Origin of the sequence: Amycolatopsis iheyensis (assembly GCF_024703995.1) — a bacterium.
Classification (GTDB): domain Bacteria; phylum Actinomycetota; class Actinomycetes; order Mycobacteriales; family Pseudonocardiaceae; genus Amycolatopsis; species Amycolatopsis iheyensis.
On the sequence record NZ_JAMXQV010000012.1, the window covers coordinates 82328 to 96196 of the forward strand.

The following is a 13869-nucleotide window of genomic DNA, read 5'->3' on the forward strand; positions in this document are numbered from 1 at the left end:
TTGGAGGACCGCGATGGCCGTGAACACCTGGGTGCGCAGCCCACTCGGAGCCACCGACGCGCACCTCGCCACCCGGCGCGGCACGAAATCCGTTCTGGTGCTCGTGCCGCACATCGTGGCCGGCACCCGGTTGCTGGACCTGCTGCCGCTGTTCGAGGCCGACCACCGCGTCCAGATCGTGTTCACCGACCCCGAAAACGGCGAAGGCTGGCCCGCCACGCACGAATTCCTCCGCGCGCACGGGGGTGCGGTGCTCCCCTGGGCCCAGGCGCGCCGCGGCGACGTCGACCTCGTGCTCGCCGGCAGCACCCGCGGCCTCGACGACCTGGCCGCCCCGGCGGTCCTGGTCCCGCACGGCGGCGGCTTCGGGCAGTACCGGCCGTGGCGGCCCCCGGCCACCGCGCGGCCCCACCGGCCCCAGACCGGGCTCGGCCCGGACCAGCTGATGCGCGAAGGCCGCGTCCGCGCCGACGCGATCGTCCTGGTGCACGACCGCGAACACGAGCTCCTCGCCCAGGTCTGCCCGGACGCCCTGCCCGCCGCGGTCGTCGCCGGGGACATCGCACTGGACCGGCTCACCGCCAGCCTGCCGTACCGCGACCGGTATCGACGGGCGCTCGGCGCCGCCGACGGGCAGGAAGTCGTCGTGGTCTCGACCACGTGGTCGCCGCAGTCGGCGTTCGGCCGCCACCCGGACCTGTTCGACCGGGTCCTGGCCGGGCTGCCGCGCGAGCGCTACCACGTCGTCGGCGCTCTGCACCCGGCGATCTGGTCCCACCACGGCGCCTGGCAGGTCCGGTCCTGGCTCGCCGACGCCCTCCGCGCCGGTCTGACGCTCGTGCCGCCGGAAGAAGGGTGGCGCGCCGCGCTGGCCGCCGCCGACCACGTGCTCGGCGACTACGGATCCGTGACCGGCTACGGCGCCGCGGCCGGCGCGGCGGTCCTGCTCGCCGAGAGCCAGGACCGGCCGTTGCTGGCCGGCACCCCCAGCGAGGTGCTCGCGCGGCACGCACCCCGGTGGCGGCCCGATGAGCCGTTGCCCCCGCAGTTGCGGGCGGCGGCCGACGTGCGCGACACCGCCGGGCTGCCTGAGCTGGTGCGAGGGCTGCTCACGTCCCGGCCCGGGCAGGCGGGGCACGTCCTACGCCGGACCTGCTACCGGTTGCTGGGTCTCCCGGAGCCGGCCCGCGCGGTGCCCGTCTCACCGGTGCCCTTGCCGAAGCCGGTGACAGCATGAGCCTCACCCGCTGGCACGCCACCTGGGCGGGCCGGCGCGCTTCGGTGATCACCGGCACGCGGGCCGGCCGGTTCTCACTCGCCGACGCGGTCCTCGCCGAAGCCCGCCCCTGCCACGCCGACGGCCGGGCCACCCTGGCCGCGTTGTTCGACCGGTGGCCCGGACTGACCGTGGCCGCCGTCCCGATCGGCCCGGCCGGCCTGCTGCTCGCCGACCACACCGGCGACACCACGATCATCGGCGGAGGCGATGGCGAACTCGCCGCGGCCGCCGCCTGCTTCTGGCTGATCAGCGGGCGACGGTTACGTGCCCTCGCCGCGGTCAGCGGCCTCGAGCGCGGCCCGGGCCCGCTCCAGCGCCGCCCCGCCGACGTCGGCCAGGAGTTCGACCGCTTCGGCGAGGTAGGCGCGGGCCCGGCCGCGCTGGTCGTCGGCCTCGGCGACTTCGGCCAGCGCGAGCAGCACGTTCGCCTCGTGCACCGCTGAGCCCAGCCTGCCCAGCACGCCGCGCGCGTGTTCGAGGCGCCGGATCGCCCCGTCGGGACGCCCGGATCGCGCGTCGATCCGGGCCAGCCCGATGGCCGCCCGGGCCGCGCCCTTGTCGTCACCGATCTCGGTGAAAACCTGCGCGGCCGCCTCGAGGTGCCGAGCCGCGGCCGTCTCGCGGCCGGCCCGCAGCAGCGCTTCGCCGATCCGCCAGTGCCGCGCCGCCACCCCGCGTTCGATGCCCAGTTCTTCCTCGATGCGCAGGCTGTCGGCGAACAGCACGACCGCCGCGTCGAAGTCGCCGCGGGCCTGCGCCACCATCCCCAGCTGTTCCAGGGCCGCGGACTCGTTCCGCCGGTCGTGCGCCTCCCGCGCCAGCTCGGCCGCCCACCGCGTCTCGCGCTCGGCGGGCTCCAGCTGCCCGAGGTCGAAGCAGGCCCGGCCGAGCTGGTACCGCAACCGCGACTCGGCCACCCGGTCGTGGCAGCGCTGGGCCGCGGTGATGCCCAGCTCGTGCGAGCGCAGCCATTCCGGATAGTGCTTGCGGTACAGCAAGAGCTCCCACAACGCTTCGCAGAGCTGCCACGCGATCTCGTCGTGCCGGTCGGCGACCGCTTCCTCCAGCAGCGGCAGCACGTTCGGCAGCTGGCCGGCCAGCCAGTCCAGCGCCGCGCCGTCGTCGGCGAAGGGCGCCGGCTCGGCCCGCACCTCGTCGGCGACCGGGCTCACGCGCCAGCGCGCCGGGATCACCACCAGGTTCGCCCGCGTCAGCTCCCGCAAGTACCACCGGGCGGCGCGGGGCACGGCTTCGAACCGGGCCTCGTCCCGTTGGGCCCGCGCGTGCAGCCGGACCAGGTCGTGGAACCGGTAGCGGTCGAGGTCGGCCTCCTCGAGCAGGCTCGCGTCGACGAGCAGTTCCAGCGCGTCGCGCACCACGTCGTCCCGCAGGCCGGTGACCGCGGCCGCCAGCCCCGCGGTGAACTCCGGTCCCGGGACCTCGGCGGCCAGCCGGTACAGCAGCGCCGCGTGCTCCGGCAGCTCGCGGTAGGACCAGTCGAACGCCGCCGTCGCCGAGTCTTCCGCGCCCGCCAGCCGGGACAGCGTGGCGAGCCGCGACCGCTCGTCGCGCAGCCGGGCCACCACCCGCGACACGGGCCAACGCGGCCGGGCGGCCAGCCGGGCCGCGGCGACCCGCAGGGTGATCGGGAACCGGCCGCACAGCTCGGCCAGCTCCGCCACCTCCGCCGGCTCCACGTCGGCGCGGTCCGGCCCGACCGTCCGGGTGAGCAACGCGATCGCGTCTTCCCGCGGCAGCGGCGCCACGTCCACGAACCGGGCGCCGTCGGCGAGCAGCCCGTCCAGGCGGAGCCGGCTCGTCACCACCACCGCGCACCCGGCCGACGCCGGGATCAGCGAGCGCACCTGCGCCGTCGACACGGCGTTGTCCAGCACCACCAGCAACCGGCGCCCGGCGGTCACCGTCCGGTAGAGCCCGACCTGCTCGGCCAGCCCGGCCGGCACCCGTTCCGGCGCGACGCCCAGCGCGCGCAGGAAGACGCCCAGCACCTCCTCCGGCGCCACGGCCGTGTCCGCGGAGAAGCCGCGCAGGTCGGTGTAGAGCTGGCCGTCGGGGTAGCGGTGGGCGTGGCCGGACGCCCACGTCACGGCCAGCGCGGTCTTACCCACCCCGCCGGGACCGACCACGACGACCACCTGCGCCCGGGAACCGCTGCCGGACCCGGTCAGCGCGTCGAGGTCCGAAAGCTCGTCCGAACGGCTGACGAAGTGCGCCGGCGGCGGGGGCAGCTGACGAGGGCTGCCCGGCAACGGCAACGGGGGATCCGGGACCGCGGCGGTGGGCTCGGGGTCGGCGGCGCCGTGCTGGGCCGGGACGCCCGGCAAGCGCGCAGTCCCCGGTGGGCGGGCGGTCTCCTGCTCGTCCGCGCCCCTCGCCGCACCGCGTCCACCCTCGCTGACGCCGTTCACCCGAACACCCCCCGACGTACCCGGAACTTCCCTGTCTACAGGGTGAGCACCGAAAAGTCAGTGGACGCGCAGGTGAATTGCGCGACAGCACCACCGGCCGCAGTGGTCAGGCGGCGCTGCCGCCGACCACTTCGCCGCCCTGCACGATGTGGCGGAAGTGCTTCGGCTCAGCCAACACACCGACATCCGCCAATGGGTCGCCGTCGACCACCAGCAAGTCCGCGTGGGCGCCCACCGCCAACGTGCCGATCTCACCCGTCAGGTTCAGCAGGTCCGCCGCCGTCGATGTCGCCGAACGGATGACCTCCGCCGGGGTCTGGACCTCGGCGCGCAGGCGGAACTCGTGGTTCTGGTGGCGGTGCATCCCGCCCAGCAAGTCCGTCCCGTAGACGAGCTTCACGCCGCCGCGGGACGCGCGCTCCAGTGCCGCCAGGCCCGCGCCCAGGACCTCGTCCACCTTGCGCCAGCTCGACTCCGGGAGCCCGTGCTCACGGCCCTCCTCCTTCAGCGCCCAGTACGTCACCAGCGTCGGGACCAGGTACGCGTCCTGGGACCGGAACAGCGAAACACTGCGGTCGTCCAGCAGGTTGCCGTGTTCGATCGAACGGACACCCAGCTCCAGCGCGCGGTTCACCGCCCGGGCCGTGTACGCGTGCGCCGCCACGTAGCGGTTGGCCGCGGCCGCCTCCTCGACGATCGCGGTCAGCTCCTCCGCCGAATACTGCGTCGAGTCGATGCGGTCGGTCGGGGAGGCCACGCCGCCCGAGGCCATCACCTTGATGTGGTGCGCGCCCTTGCGGAGCTCGTCGCGGGCGGCCGCGCGGACCGCGTCCACGCCGTCGGCCACCCGGCCCAGACCCGCGCAGCACGGGTGGTCGTCCTTCGCGTTCGTGCCGCGGGTGCGGCTGTCGCCGTGGCCGCCCGTCTGGCTCAGCGCCCGGCCGCAGAACAGCAGGCGCGGGCCTCGGAAGAGGCCGTCGGCCTGGGCGTCCGCCAGCCCGTAGTCGGCGCCCGACGCGTCGCGGACCGTCGTGAACCCACGGTCGAGCATGCGGCTCATCGTGTGCGCGGCCTGAGCGGCCACATAGGACGGTGACGACGACGAAAGCGAGCCCAGGTCCGCCGTCGACGCCGTGACGTGCACGTGTGCGTCGACCAGCCCGGGCAGCACCACCGCGCCGCGCGCGTCCACGACGGGCACGTCGGCCGCGGCGAGGTTCGGGCCCACCTCCACGATGCGGCCTTCGGCGGCACGCAGGTCGCCTTCGGTGTATTCGCCGGACAGCGGGTCGAGCAGGCGGGCGTTGCGCAGCAGCAAGGATCCGGTCACCGGTACTCCTTCTCCAGGTCGAGCAGGGCGGACACGGCCAGCGGCGTCAGGGATTCGGCCACCACCACCGCATCCTCGTCGTACGCGCCTTCCGCGTCGAGGATGTTGAGCACCCCGAGCGTCCGCCCGTCGGCGAGCACCGGCACGTTGATGATCGAGCCGCAGCCGAGCGACTCGATGAGGTCGTGGTCGGCGAAGATCTCCCGCACCGCCGCGCGATCCGGGCCGAAGTACGGCTCCTGCGCGGTGACGCACTTCTCGAGCCAGCCCGCGGCGACCTCGACGGTCTTCTCCCCGCCCACCGGGTACTCCGCGGGGTGGCTGCTGTGCACCCGCCGCAGCGCCCCGCGTTCCGGCACCCAGGCCAGCACGGTGAACAAGCGCACGCCGATCGCGTCGCGCACCCGTTCCTCCACAGTGGACAGACTCACTTCGTCATCTCCTTCGCGGCGGCCTTCGGCGCGCCGTGTTCGGTCAGTTCTTCCAGGGACCGGCCCGCGGTGGACAGGCCGAAGACGAGCACGCAGAGCACCCCGGCCGCCAGCACGGCCGTGGTCAGGCCGAACACGCCGGCGAACCCGAGGCTCGCCGCGGACAAGCCGATGATCGTCGGCGCGAGGATGCTGCCGACCCGGCCGAACGCGCTGGACAGGCCGGTGCCGCTGGCGCGGATCCAGGTCGGGAACACCTCGGGCGTGTAGGAGTACACCCCGGCGTAGGTGCCGTTCAGGAAGAACGACAGCACCGCGCCCGCCAGCGTGATCGACCACGGCGCGCTCGTCTGGCTCAGCCAGAACGCGCTCACGGCCGAGCCGGCCAGGTACAGCGCGATGGTGTGCTTGCGGTCGAGCCGTTCGGACAGCCACGCGGCGGAGAAGTACCCGGGCACCTGGGCGAGGTAGATGATGATCGAGAACTCGAAGCTCTTCGTCACCGTGATGCCGCGCTCGACCAGCAGCGTCGGGATCCACGAGAAGAAGCCGTAGTAGGAGAACGTGATCACGAACCAGACGGTCCAGATCACCGCCGTCCGGCGCCGCATCGCGGGGCTCCAGAGGAACTTCAGCGCGCTGAGGAGGTTGACCTTCGGCGTTTCCGTGGCGGGCGCGGTTTCGGCGGCGGGCACCGGCGGCAATGCGGTCCCGGTGGCCTTCTCGACGTCGCGTTCCATCTTCGTGACGACGTTTTCGGCCTCGAGTGTCCGGCCCTGGGCGAGCAGGAACCGCGGTGACTCGGGCAGCGACCGCCGCCACCACAGCAGCATCACGATCGGGAGCGCGGTGACGAGCTGCGCGATCCGCCAGCCTTCGTCGAACGACGGCACGACGAACCGCCCGATCAGCGCGGCCGCGACGAAGCCGAAGGAGAAGAACCCGGCGAGCGCGCCGACGAACCAGCCGCGCCGCTTGGCCGGCACGAACTCGGACAGGAACGGCGCGATGATCGCGCTTTCCGCGCCGGCGCCCGCCCCGGCGAGCACCCGCGCGCCGAGGAAGATCTCGTAGTTGGGTGAGAAGGACGCGATGACGGAGAACAGCGCGTAGAAGGCCAGCGCGTACATCATGACTTTCTTGCGGCCGATGCGGTCGCCGAGCAGGCCGGCCGCGATCGCGCCGAAGAGGAAGCCGAACGGCGTCGCGGAGCCGATCAGGCCGAGCTGGCCGTTGTCGAGGCCCCAGGCCGCTTTCGCGCTGGGCAGCAGGAACGCGACGACCGCCGAGTCCATGCCGTCGAAGGTGTAGCCGAGCCCGCCGATGAGCAGCAGTTTGTAGTGGGGCCGGCTCAGCGGGAGCCGATCCAGTCGCGCCAGCAGGGTCATGGGGGAACGCCTTCCGTGTCCGGGCGTCGAGGAGTGCGGACAACGTATACTGCACTTCTGCAAAACTGCAACGTTCTTTGCAAGTCGACACCCTGCGTTACCGTTACGCGAGCGAGGGAGGGTCGAAGGTGGCGGAAACCGACGACGGTTTCGAGGGCTGGCTGCGCGAGCGGCTGCCCACCCGGGGGCTGCGGCCGAAGTCCGCCGCGGTGCTGGAGGCGCTCGTCTCCCAGCCGAGGCGCGCGTCTTTCGGCTCGGCGGCCGAGCTGGCGCAGCTCGCCGGCGTGAACGTCGCGACGGTGACCCGTACGGCGCAGGCGCTCGGCTTCGCCGGCTGGCCGGCCCTGCAGCAGGAGCTGCGTGCGCGGTACATGTCGTCGCTCAGTGCCCCGCAGGTCGCCGAAGAGCACCGCGGGGTCGACTCGCCGGGGTCGGCGTCCCTGCGTCGCGACCTCGACAGCCTGGCTCTGCTGAATCGGCGCTTCGACGAAGGGGTGCTGCGCGAGGTCGCCAAGGCGATGGCCGACGCGCGCCGCACGCTGGTGATCGCCGACGGCAGCTACGCGGCGGTCGGCATCGCCTTCGCGCACAACGCGCGGCTCGCGGGCTACGACGTCCACGCGGTGACGGTGGGCGACGCGGAACTGGCCAACCAGACCGCGAAGCTGACCTCCGACGACGTGCTCGTGGCGATCAGCTTCTGGCGCCTGTACGAGAGCACGGTCCTCGCGGCGAGCGAGGCGAAGAGCCGCGGCGCGCGGGTCTTCGCGATCACCGACGCGGCGAGCCCGGCGCTGACGGGTGCGGTGGAGCAGGTGCTGATCGTGCCGGCCGAAGGCGTGACGTTCTTCCCGTCGCTGACCGCGGGCATGGCACTGGTCCAGGCGATCGTCGCCGAGCTCGCGGTGGTCAACCCGGCCCGCACCAGCGAGTCCATCGAAGCGGCGGAGGCGATGTGGTCGCGCTTCGACCTCCTGCACCGGCGGCCGTCCACCAAGCCTGTGTGACCTGAGTCACTCAGCGACGGTTTCCCGGGCCGCCGGCGGTCTTGATCCGCGTCCACACGCATCGACCACCAGGGAGTACCCATGTCCAGCACCGCCGCCGTGACCGGGGCCGGCCGCGGCTTCGGGCGCGCGATCGCCGCCGCGCTCGTCGCCGGCGGGCGCACCGTCGTCGGCATCGCCCGCACGCGCGCAGAAATCGACGCCGTCCGAACGCGCCGGGCTCGGGCTCCGGTTCGCCACGCTCCTGCCGCAGCTGACCCCGGCCACCGGCGTCGGCACGGTGGGTGTCGACGGGGTACGCCGCGCGCACCGGCGTCGACCGCGGCACCTTCGTCGGGAACATGCCCTCGGTCCTGACACCGGAGCAGGTCACCAAGGCCGTGCTCGAAGTCGTCGACGGCGACGCGGCGGAGTACCAGGTCAGCGGCACCGGGCTGCGTACGCTCTGACTGCCATGCCCGACTTCGCCGCGAGCACCGAGCAGTTCCGCCCGGAGCTGCTCGCACACTGCTATCGCCTGCTCGGCTCGATCCACGACGCCGAGGACCTCGTGCAGGCGACCTACTGTGCCGATCGTTACCAATCCGACCACAGCCACGGCCGAATGGCTTCGTGGCAACGGTTACCTGCCGCGTGGGGGTCGGCCTGCTTTTGGCCGGATCAGTACCGGCGGGCGTGGCGCGCGTTCGGCGGGTTCGAGGGCCGGTCGTCGGTGCGGCGCCGGCTGTACAAGATCGCCACGACCGCCTGCCTGACGGCGTTGGAGAGCCGGGCCTGGCGGCCGCTGCCGTCGGGGCTGGGCGTCCAGGTCCTGACGCTGCGCGGCGGCCGGATCGCGCGGATCACCGCGTTCGACGACGCCACGCTGGTGCCGACGTTCGCGCACGCCATGATGGGGTCATGAGCACCCGCATCGGCCTCCTCTACCCGACGCGCGACTGCGGCGAGGACGACTTCGCCGACCTGTGCCACCGGCTCGACCCGGCCCTCTCCCTGGACTTCGCCTACGTCCAGTGGAGTGTCGACCGCGTCGAGGAGCTCGACACCGCGGGCAAGACGGCCGCCGTGCGCGAGCTGGGCGCCCCGGACCGGCTCACGACGGCGGCGGACGAGTTCGCGACGCCGCCGGACGTCGTCAGCTGGGCCTGCTCCAGCTGCAGCTTCACCCGGGGGCTCGCCGGCGCGCACGAGCAGGCCGGCGCGCTGGCCGGCCGCCTCGGCGTCCCGGCGAGCAGCACGTCTTTGGCCTACCTCGCCGCCCTCGACCGGCTCGGGCTCGGCCGCGTCGCGCTCGCCTCCGTCTACCACCCGGACCTGACCGACGTCTTCGCCGCGTTCCTCGCCGAGGCCGGCGTGACGACCGTGCACGCCGTCTCGGCCGACGCCGCGTCCGACCGCGCGCTGGCCGCGTGGGATGCCTGGCAGATCACCGATCTCGTCGTCGCGGCCGACCACGACGACGCGCCGGCCGTGCTCCTGCCGGAGACCGCCCTGCACACCACGCCGCTGCTTGCCGAGCTGGAGGACCGGCTCGGCAAGCCGGTGCTGACCGCCACCGCCGTCACGCTCTGGGACGCGCTCGACCGGGCCGGTGCCACGCCGGTGCGGGACGGGCTCGGGACGCTGTTCGCGTCAGGGCCGCGGCACGCCGTCGCCTGAGCTGCTCATCCTCCTCGTGAAGCGCGCCGCGACGTCGCGCAGCTTCGTGTTGGTGTGCTGGGACTCCACGATCAGCCGCTGCATCGCGGTGTCCTCGCTGACCCGGTGGATCAGCATCAGCATGCCCTTGGCCTGCTCGATCACCGCGCGCGTCTCCATCGCGTTGCGCAGCTCGTCGGCGAGCAGGCGAGCCTCGCGGTAGCGGCGGGTCAGCCGCAGGACGGTCTCCACGCACAGCGTGAACAGGCGCAGCACCTTCGTGTCGAACTCGTGGTAGCCGTGGGCCCCGAAGCCGAACAGCGTGATCGCGCCGACGAGCGTGTCGTCCACGCGCAGCGGCACCGCCAGGTAGCTGCCCACACCGAGCTCCTTGGCCGCGAGGACGAACTCGGGCCACCGCTCGCCCGTGTCGCCGACGGCCACCCGCACGACCTCGCCGGTCAACGCCGCGAGCAGGCCCGGACCGTCTCCGGCCGCGTACTGCACGTCGTCGATGCGCCGCGCGCGCTCGTCGGTGAAGGCCGCGGTCTGGGTCACGCCGTCGCGGACGACGACGATGCTCGCCAGGTCCGCGTCGGGCACCACCCGGACCGCTTCGCCGCAGACGGCGTCGAGCAGACCCGGGGTGTCGGACACCGATTCGAGGACCCCGACCAGATCGGCCAGGACGGCGTTCAGCTCGTCGACCCGCTCCGCCATGCCGTCGCCAGTGGTCGGCACAGCCCCACCCCTCCCATGCATCGGTGGCGAGCACGGGTAAGAGCTCGCCAGCAGCGTCAACAAAGACCACCGCTGGCGTTTCAACGGGTCCGCGAGAACTCTACCGGCCGGGCGCTCCCGGTTGCCGTCGGCCGCGCCGCTACGCCTTCTGCCGCGCCCGGAACTCGGCCACCTTCGCGCGGTTCCCGCACGAGCGCATGTCGCACCAGCGCCGCGCCTGCTTGCGGGACCGGTCCACGTACAACCGCGTGCAGTCGGGCGCCGCGCACTCCTTGACCGAAGCTGCCTCCGGGCCGCCGAGCAGCGTCACCGCCGTCCGGGCGATCTCCGCCAGCGCCTCGGCCAGACCACCGTCCCGGCGCGTCGACCCGTCTTCGGCCAGCCTGAGCCGGACCGCCGGACCGGCCGCCAGCTCGTTGAGCGCGCGACGGTCCGCGGGGCGGGCGGGAGTGCCCTCGATCGTCGCCCGTGCCAGCCGGTACACCGCTTCGCGCAGGCTCACAGCTTCGGCCAGGTCCGCCTCGGAGACCGGCACCGGCCGGTCGAGCAGTCCCGTGCCCGCCAGGAAGCGCACCAGGTCGGCCGGGGTGGCGAGCAGCTCCAGGACGTCGCTGCGCCGGTGCCCGACCGTGCCGACCAGGTCCAGCGCGAGGTTCCCGGTGCCGTACTTGAAGTCCACCCGGCCAGCGTAACCGCATGGACAGGTTACTGCCACGCCTGCTAGCTTCTCGGTAACCCCATCGACCGGTTACAGGAGACTGCGATGAAGGCCGAGGCCGCGGTGCGCCCGTTGTTCGTGGTGCTGTGGAGCAGCGCCTTCATCGCCGCGGTGTTCGGCACCGCGGCGGTCCCGCCACTGCTGCTGACGTTCTCGCGCTTCGCCCTCGCGGGCGTGCTGCTCGCCGGGATCGCGTTCGTGACCCGCGCGCCGTGGCCGCGCGGGCGGCAGCTGCGGCACGTCGCCGTCACCGGGCTGCTCATGCAGGCCGTCCAGTTCGGCGCGTTCTACCTCGCGATCGCGCGCGGCCTGCCCGGCGGCGTCGTCGCGCTCGTGCAGGGGCTCAACCCGGTCGTCATCGCGCTGCTCGCCGGCGGCGTGCTCGGCGAGCGCATCACCCGCGCGCAGTGGCTCGGCTTCGCGATCGGCGGGGCCGGGGTCGCGCTCGCCGTCGCCGACCAGCTGCACGTCTCGGCGTCCGGCATCGTGCTCTGCTTCGTCGGCCTCCTCGGCCTGAGTTTCGGGACGGTGTACCAGAAACGCTTCGCCACCGGCGTCGACGTCCGCAGCGCCACGGCGGTGCAGTTCCTGGTGAGCGCGCCGGTCGTCGGCCTCGCCTCCCTGCTGCTGGAGACACCGCGCGTCGGCGACTGGACCGCGTTCGGCCTTTCGCTGGGCTGGATCGTGCTGGTCAACTCGGTCGGCACGTTCCTGCTGCTGAACCTGATGCTGCGCCGTCAGGCCGCGAGCCAGGTCGGCACGCTGTTCTTCCTGACCCCGGCCGTGACGGCGCTGCTGGCGTGGCTGATCAACGGCCAGACCCTGGACGGCGTCACCATCCTGGGCCTGGCCCTCGGCGGTCTCGGCGTGTTGCTCGCCGCGCGGACCGGGCTGAGCAGCCCCCGTTTTCCACGCTATCGGAAGGGTCCGACAGTCAGCGCGGAATCGCCTGCCACCGCTGGTTCGGGCCGTTCGTCGGCCGGTACAGCCCGACCTTCGCCCCGTCCTCCCGCGACTCACCCGTGACGTCCAGCAGCTGCCCGTCCGCGGCGTTGACGAACGTCCACGTCCCGTCGCCCGTCGTCGAAAGCGTCCACAGCGCCGCCGGTCCGTTCGTGCCCCGCGGGGCCAGGGTCACCGCGCCGCCGGCCGTGGTCAGGACCTGGCCGGTGCCGGCGTTGGTCACCGTGAACCGGTCGCGGTTGCCGTAGCGGCCCGTGCGGTCGGCCAGCGTCCAGCGCTGGGCTGTCGCCGAGGCGTCCGTCGTGCGCTGCACCAGCGAGCCATTCTCCGCCGCCAGGGACTTCCCGCTCTGGACGCCGGTGAAAGTGACCGGCTTGCCCGCGCCCAGTCCCGTGCCCGCGGCCGTCGACGAGACGCCGTCGACCAGGAACGTCGTCACCGACCGCGCCGGGACCCGCAGCGTGGCGCGGGCCGAGGTGACCCGGACCGGCTTGCCGCGGCGCAGCGCACCCGTGCCGTCGGTGACGACCGGCGTCACCGACGCGCCGGGCCGCACGCGCCCGAAGCCGGACAGGTCCAGCGTGACGTCCTGGTCCGTCGTCCCGGAGTTGACGTGCACCACGGTGGCCAGGTTCTCCCCGCGCATGGCGGCCGTCGACGCGGTGTCGTCCGACGCGATCAGCCGGTCACCCGGCCGGATGTAGTGGGTGAAGTTCCGCATGGTGTCGAACTTCGTGTTCGTCCGGATCGGACAGTCCGCGGTGGTGCAGTCGAACGGGACCTGGATCTCGCCCCAGTTCATCCCGGCCGCGGACTCCCCGCCGGGCTTCATGTTGTCGTAGTCCTCGATGGGCTGCCAGCTGACCCAGGCGCTCGGCTCCAGCAGGCGCAGGTCGTCGGTGATCTGGGTGGCCAGCCCGAGGCCCGGCGCCATGTCGGTGAAGTCCTGCCGGTCCAGCCAGCTGCCGCCGACCTCGCTCATCCACAACGGCTTCGCGGCGCCCTTGGCCAGGTCGCGCGGGATCGGCCGGTTGCCGGTGCCGTAGGTGTGCACGTTCAGCTGCCCGGCCGCCGCCTTGGCCTCCGGGGTCCAGCCCGCGAAGTCCGTCGCGAAGATGTCGGGGTTGGTCTCGTCGGGCGCGGAGACCGTCCGCCCGGGCAGTGCCGCGGCCATCGCCGGGATGAGCTGCGCCTGGACCGCCGGGCCGACGTGCGCGCCCTCCTGACGGCCGCCGGTCGGGTTCCCGTCGGCGCCGAGGGTGGTCTTCCAGTAGTTCGTGTTGGGCTCGTTCAGCGGGTCCACCGAGGAGAACTTGATGCCGTGCGCGCGTTCGAGGGTCCGCACGACCTGGGCCAGGTACGCGGTGAAGTCGCCGATCTTGTCGGGCCGCAGCTGTTCGTCGGTGGCGTTGAAGCCGCCCGAGACGTACCCGGACACGGTCTGGAAGTACGGCGGCGAGTTGCTGAACGCCTCCCACTTCGTGACCTGCTTCTTGATCCGGTCCACCCACCAGCGCTGGTTCGGGTCGGCGGCCGCGTCGAACTCGGCCGGGTCGCCGGGGGTCCACCAGTCCTTGTCGGCGCGGGTCGTGCCGGCTGGTGCTTTCCACCACCCCGGCACGGCACCACCGGGTCGCAGGTACGCCGGGACGTCGGGGGCGTTCCCACCGCCGATGTCGAACCGCGCGATGTTGAGGTTCAGCCCGTCGGGGCCGAAGACCAGGTCGGCCAGCTTGGTCCGGACCGCGTCCGGGTAGCCACCGGTCGCCTCGGCCATCCACGCCAGGCTGGAGCCCCAGCCTTCGAAGGCCTGCTGGCGGTAGGCCGGATCGGGTCGCACGGTCACCGTGGTGGCCGCCGACGCCGATGCGGCTGCCAGCCCGGCCGCGACGAGAGGTACACAAAGGACGGTGAGCAACCGGTTGTTCATCGTCGAACTGCCCTT

At 73.1% G+C, this 13869-nt stretch carries 13 protein-coding genes and 2 pseudogenes; 8 read left to right on the forward strand and 7 right to left on the reverse strand.

What is annotated here, in order from left to right:
• The first annotated feature begins 13 nt into the window (after window positions 1-13).
• Window positions 14-1237 carry a hypothetical protein gene (locus tag M8542_RS22725; protein WP_257922227.1) on the forward strand — a complete coding sequence of 408 codons (1224 nt, stop codon included), beginning with the start codon at window positions 14-16 and terminating at the stop codon, window positions 1235-1237.
• Between the two features lie 302 nt (window positions 1238-1539).
• Here M8542_RS22725 and M8542_RS22730 read toward each other — a convergent pair whose 3' ends face one another.
• The 4 genes from M8542_RS22730 to M8542_RS22745 form a co-directional block, all read right to left on the reverse strand.
• A complete protein-coding gene (locus M8542_RS22730; protein ID WP_257922228.1) occupies window positions 1540-3708 on the reverse strand; it encodes a tetratricopeptide repeat protein in 2169 nt (722 codons plus the stop codon).
• 106 nt (window positions 3709-3814) lie between these two features.
• Window positions 3815-5038: a metal-dependent hydrolase family protein gene (locus M8542_RS22735; RefSeq protein WP_257922229.1), complete on the reverse strand. Its 1224-nt coding sequence runs from the start codon at window positions 5036-5038 to the stop codon at window positions 3815-3817.
• Window positions 5035-5469, reverse strand: a complete 435-nt coding sequence (locus M8542_RS22740) for a GAF domain-containing protein (protein ID WP_257922230.1) — start codon at window positions 5467-5469, stop codon at window positions 5035-5037. Before M8542_RS22740 ends, M8542_RS22735 begins: the two co-directional genes overlap by 4 nt.
• The gene (locus M8542_RS22745) at window positions 5466-6857 is read right to left on the reverse strand and encodes an MFS transporter (RefSeq protein ID WP_257922231.1); all 1392 of its coding nucleotides are present in this window, start codon (window positions 6855-6857) and stop codon (window positions 5466-5468) included. Before M8542_RS22745 ends, M8542_RS22740 begins: the two co-directional genes overlap by 4 nt.
• Before the next feature lie 128 nt (window positions 6858-6985).
• On the opposite strand from M8542_RS22745, the gene M8542_RS22750 reads away from it, so the two are divergent.
• The 6 genes and pseudogenes from M8542_RS22750 (at window position 6986) to M8542_RS22770 (ending at window position 9523) form a co-directional block, all read left to right on the forward strand.
• Complete coding sequence (locus M8542_RS22750; protein ID WP_257922232.1) at window positions 6986-7864, forward strand: MurR/RpiR family transcriptional regulator; 879 nt, start codon at window positions 6986-6988, stop codon at window positions 7862-7864.
• A gap of 81 nt (window positions 7865-7945) precedes the next feature.
• A complete protein-coding gene (locus M8542_RS50650; protein ID WP_372508580.1) occupies window positions 7946-8221 on the forward strand; it encodes an SDR family NAD(P)-dependent oxidoreductase in 276 nt (91 codons plus the stop codon).
• Window positions 8149-8313, forward strand: coding sequence for a hypothetical protein (locus tag M8542_RS22755; RefSeq protein ID WP_257922233.1), 165 nt, complete (start codon window positions 8149-8151; stop codon window positions 8311-8313). Before M8542_RS50650 ends, M8542_RS22755 begins: the two co-directional genes overlap by 73 nt.
• A gap of 5 nt (window positions 8314-8318) precedes the next feature.
• Window positions 8319-8432 (forward strand): annotated as a pseudogene (locus M8542_RS22760) (sigma factor); the annotation flags it as partial.
• Window positions 8433-8534: 102 nt separating this feature from the next.
• Window positions 8535-8666: pseudogene (locus M8542_RS22765) on the forward strand (RNA polymerase subunit sigma-70); the annotation flags it as partial.
• A 98-nt stretch (window positions 8667-8764) separates the two neighbouring features.
• Complete coding sequence (locus M8542_RS22770) at window positions 8765-9523, forward strand: maleate cis-trans isomerase family protein (protein WP_257922234.1); 759 nt, start codon at window positions 8765-8767, stop codon at window positions 9521-9523.
• On the opposite strand, the gene M8542_RS22775 is transcribed toward M8542_RS22770, so the two are convergent.
• Window positions 9497-10222, reverse strand: a complete 726-nt coding sequence (locus tag M8542_RS22775; RefSeq protein WP_257922437.1) for an ANTAR domain-containing response regulator — start codon at window positions 10220-10222, stop codon at window positions 9497-9499. The two genes, M8542_RS22770 and M8542_RS22775, sit on opposite strands and share 27 nt — an antisense overlap.
• A gap of 160 nt (window positions 10223-10382) precedes the next feature.
• Window positions 10383-10922 carry a CGNR zinc finger domain-containing protein gene (locus M8542_RS22780; RefSeq protein WP_257922235.1) on the reverse strand — a complete coding sequence of 180 codons (540 nt, stop codon included), beginning with the start codon at window positions 10920-10922 and terminating at the stop codon, window positions 10383-10385.
• A gap of 84 nt (window positions 10923-11006) precedes the next feature.
• On the opposite strand from M8542_RS22780, the gene M8542_RS22785 reads away from it, so the two are divergent.
• Window positions 11007-11987 (forward strand): DMT family transporter, encoded by a 981-nt coding sequence (locus M8542_RS22785; RefSeq protein ID WP_257922236.1) that lies wholly within the window; start codon window positions 11007-11009, stop codon window positions 11985-11987.
• Here the strand turns inward: M8542_RS22785 and M8542_RS22790 are convergent.
• Window positions 11896-13854, reverse strand: a complete 1959-nt coding sequence (locus M8542_RS22790) for an RICIN domain-containing protein (RefSeq protein ID WP_257922237.1) — start codon at window positions 13852-13854, stop codon at window positions 11896-11898. The genes M8542_RS22785 and M8542_RS22790 overlap by 92 nt on opposite strands.
• Between the last annotated feature and the right edge of the window lie 15 nt (window positions 13855-13869).